General features: G+C 68.7%; 1 protein-coding gene. It reads left to right on the forward strand.

Annotated features, from left to right (window positions below):
* Positions 1-6: 6 nt before the first annotated feature.
* Positions 7-3874, forward strand: a 3868-nt coding sequence (locus tag ACFXOM_RS35475) for an acyltransferase domain-containing protein (RefSeq protein ID WP_385041605.1), incomplete at its 3' end; no start/stop codon positions are given.

Consider the following 3874-nt stretch of genomic DNA (forward strand, 5'->3'; position numbering starts at 1 on the left):
TCTGCGGTGAATCAGGATGGTGCGTCGAATGGTCTGACGGCGCCGAACGGTCCGTCGCAGCAGCGGGTGATCCGGCAGGCGTTGGCGAGCGCCGGCCTGTCTCCCTCGGATGTGGATGTGGTGGAGGCACACGGCACGGGGACGTCGTTGGGGGATCCGATCGAGGCGCAGGCGTTGCTTGCGACGTATGGTCAGGATCGTGATGGTGGTGTGCCGTTGTGGTTGGGGTCGGTGAAGTCGAACATCGGTCATACGCAGGCGGCTGCGGGTGTGGCGGGTGTGATCAAGATGGTGTTGGCGTTGCAGTATGGGGTTCTGCCGCGGAGCCTGCACATTGATGAGCCGTCGTCGCATGTGGATTGGTCTGCTGGTGAGGTGCGGTTGCTCACGGAGGCTGTTGAGTGGCCGGCGGGGGAGCGGCCGCGTCGGGCCGGGGTGTCGGCGTTCGGGGTGAGTGGTACCAATGCGCATGTGGTGATCGAGCAGGCTCCGGTGGAGGAGGGCGTAATCGCCGGGCCGGTCGGTGATGTGGGTGTGGTGCCGTGGGTGGTGTCGGCGCGGAGTCGAGAAGGGCTGCGGGCGCAGGCGCAGCGGTTGTTGGCGCATGTGGAGTCCCGGCCCGAGCTCGGTCCGTCAGAGGTGGGGTTCGCCCTGGCCACGACACGTTCGGCATATGAACACCGAGCCGTCGTCCTCGGCACCGAGCGCGCGGCACTCCTCGAAGGACTCGCCGCCGTGGCCACGGGGAACGAATCCGCTTCCGTGATGAGCGCTCTGGCTGATCCCGAAGCGCGCCTGGCGCTCATGTTCGCGGGGCAGGGTTCGCAGCGGGTGGGTATGGGTCGGGAGTTGTATGAGGCGTTTCCGGTGTTCGCGGATGTCTTTGATTCCGTTTGTGCTCACTTTGATGGTGAGTTGGAGTTGTCGTTGCGGGGTGTGGTGTTTGGCGATGTGGCGGATGTGGCGGATGTGGCTGGTGGTGGTGTGGGGTGGTTGGATCGGACGGGGTTCACTCAGCCGGGGTTGTTTGCTCTGGAGGTGGCGTTGTTCCGGTTGGTGGAGTCGTTTGGTGTGCGGCCGGATTATGTGGTGGGTCATTCGGTGGGTGAGTTGGTGGCGGCGCATGTGGCGGGTGTGTTGTCGTTGGAGGATGCGTGCCGTTTGGTGGCGGCTCGTGGGCGGTTGATGCAGGCGCTTCCGGTGGGTGGTGCGATGGTGGCGTTGCAGGCTGCGGAGGGTGAGGTGTTGTCGTTGTTGGAGGGGCGTGGGCTGCGGGTGGGGGTTGCTGCGGTGAACGGTCCGCGGTCGGTGGTGGTCTCTGGTGAGGAGGCCGCGGTGTCGGAGGTTGCGGAGCGGTGTGAGGCTCAGGGGTGGAAGGTGAAGCGGCTGCGGGTGAGTCATGCCTTCCACTCGCCGTTGATGGATCCGATGCTGGAGGAGTTCCGGGCGGTCGCCGCGAGCGTGACCTACGCCGAGCCACGCATCCCGGTGGTCTCCAACGTGACCGGCACCCTCGCCACGCCGCAGGAGCTGATGTCCCCCGACTACTGGGTGCGCCACGTCCGCCAGACGGTGCGCTTCGCCGACGGCGTCCAATGGCTCGCGGACCACAGCGTGACCAGGTTCCTGGAGATCGGGCCGGACGGCACCCTGACCGCCATGGCACAGGGCTGCCTCGACAGCGACACCGACAGCGACACCGACACGGACGTGCAGCAGGTCCTCATCCCCGCCCTGCGCGGTGACGACCGAGGCGAGGTAACCGCTGTCGTCTCCGCCGCAGCGCGAGCATTCACCCACGGCACCACCATCGACTGGCAGACCTTCTTCCCCACCACAGCCACCGAAAGCCCCGCCACCACCCCCACACCCGTCGACCTCCCCACCTACGCCTTCCAACACCAGCGCTACTGGCCCCGGTTCACGGGTCTGCCGGCCGCGGATCTCGGTTCTGCCGGGTTGGTGTCCGCGCAGCACCCCTTGCTGGGTGCTGCGGTCTCACTGGCCGGCGGTGTGGACGACGCCGACGGGGCGGGCGGCTTCGACGGCGCGTACGGGTCGGCCGAGGGCGGTGCCGTGGTGTTCACCGGGCGGGTGTCCGTCGCCGCGCAGCCATGGCTCGCCGAGCACCGCGTCTCGGGCTCGATCCTGCTCCCCGGTACCGCCTTCCTGGAACTGGCCGTGCGTGCCGGCGATCAGGTCGGCTGTGCGCAAGTGGACGAACTCACGCTGCAGGCGCCGCTGGTCGTTCCGGAGCGGGGTGCCGTACAGCTCCAGGTGGCCATCGGGGCCGCGGACGCGTCCGGACGCCGGATGCTGAATGTGTTCTCCCGGCCGCAGGAAGCACCGGTTGAACAGCCTTGGGTACGCCACGCCGTGGGTGTACTCGCGACGGACGGAGCAGTAGCCGCGGCGGATCTGTCCCCCTGGCCGCCCGCTGGTGCGGAGCCCGTGTCCGTCGAGGGACTGTACGAGGGGCTGACGGCGGCGGGGTTCGGTTATGGGCCGACCTTCCGCGGTCTGCGGCAGGTATGGAGCCGTGGGGACGAGTTGTTCGCCGCGGTGGAACTTCCGGAGAGTGCCGTTCCCGAAGCCGCAGGCTTCGGGCTGCACCCGGGGTTGCTGGACTCGGTGCTGCACGCGCTCGGACTCGTGGAGTCGGACCGGGCCGACGAGGACCGGGGCAGGCTGCCGTTCTCCTGGTCGGGGGCGACTCTGCACGCGTCCGGAGCGTCGGTGCTGCGTGCCCGGCTGACCGTGCACGGTCCCGACTCGGTGGCGCTCGAGCTGGCCGACGCCAATGGTGGCCCCGTCGCGACGATCGACTCCCTGGTTCTTCGGCCGGTGTCGGCCGACGGGATCGCCCGGGCCAAGGCAGGTGGGCAGGAGTCCGCGCTGCACACGCTGAACTGGATCCCGTTGCCGGAACGTTCCGGTGCCGGCGGGCCCGCGGTGTCCGCGCCGGCCATCGATGCGGCCGTCGACGCGTGCAACGGCGATGGGAGCGGCATCGATCTGTCCGTGATCGGTGCGACCGTCTACCCGGACCTCGATTCGCTTCCCCAGGACGAGGTGCCCCCCCACGTCCTGTTGCTGCTGGACGCTCCTGACGGCGACCCGGCGGTCGCTGCGCACACCTCCACGCATCGGGCTCTCGCTCTGCTCCACACGTGGCTGACCGACGAACGGTTCGCCGCGGCCCGCCTGGTCTTCGTCACACAGGACGCGGTCACCGTGGACGAACGTAGGCCGGACCCGGCGCTGGCCGCCGTGTGGGGGCTCGTCCGGTCGGCGCGGTCGGAACACCCGGACCGGTTCACCCTGGTCGATCTGGACGGGTCGAGCGAGTCCCTCGCCGCGCTCCCGGCCGCGCTGGCTTGCGACGAACCCGAGCTGGCCGTGCGCTCGGGCCGGGTCTACGTCCCGAGGCTCATGAAGCACGTGCGGCCCGATGGGTTGCCGGTGCCCGAAGAGAGCCCTGCGTGGTCCCTGGACGTCGTGGAGAAGGGCACGCTGGCGAACCTGCACCTCACCGAATCGCGCACGGCGCAGGCCGAGTTGGGTCTTGGTCAGGTCCGGATCGCGGTGCGTGCCGCAGGTCTGAATTTCCGTGACGTGTTGAACGCACTCGGTATGTATCCGGGTGAAGCCGTGGCGCTGGGGATCGAGGGCGCCGGTGTGGTCACCGAGGTCGGCCCAGGAGTGAGTGGGATCGCCCCGGGTGACCGCGTCATGGGGCTGTTCACCCAGTCGTTCGGTCCGGTGGCGGTGGCGGATGAGCGGTTGTTGGTGCGGGTTCCTGAGGGTTGGTCGTTTGCGCAGGCGGCGTCGGTTCCGGTGGTGTTTTTGACGGCTTTCTACGCTTTGGTGGATC

The sequence above is a fragment of the Streptomyces sp. NPDC059169 genome (assembly GCF_042755225.1).
Lineage (GTDB): Bacteria > Actinomycetota > Actinomycetes > Streptomycetales > Streptomycetaceae > Streptomyces.